Source organism: Yersinia thracica (assembly GCF_902170565.1).
In the GTDB taxonomy this organism is placed as follows: Bacteria; Pseudomonadota; Gammaproteobacteria; order Enterobacterales; family Enterobacteriaceae; genus Yersinia; species Yersinia thracica.
Genome location: NZ_CABHXX010000021.1, coordinates 1 through 311, shown reverse-complemented (window position 1 = coordinate 311; position 311 = coordinate 1). Strand labels below are relative to the sequence as shown.

Here is a 311-nt window from a genome sequence, read left to right as displayed (position 1 = left end):
ATCAGGAGAGTGATTTTTCCTTTATTAGCCGTTTGATGGAGCATGAGGGGATTTATTACTTTTTCCGTCATGAATCCGATCAGCATGTGATGGTGCTCGCTGACCATCCACAGGCACATGAGGGCACTGGCGTGAATAAACTTGCGCTAAAATCTTTAGATAGCAAGACTAGTGAAATCGCAGGGATCTATGATTGGCGGGAAGAAGACATCATTGGCCCTGCGCTATATAGCACCGATGATTATGATTTTCGTAAACCGCGCGCCAACCTGCTGCAGGCGAGAAAGAACTTAGGATCTCAATCTCCTGAA

1 protein-coding gene is annotated in these 311 nt (G+C 46.0%); it reads left to right on the top strand.

The window, feature by feature from the left end; genetic code table 11:
* A partial coding sequence (locus FTA91_RS02425) for a contractile injection system protein, VgrG/Pvc8 family (RefSeq protein ID WP_268967483.1) occupies positions 1–311 on the top strand: 311 nt, incomplete at both ends.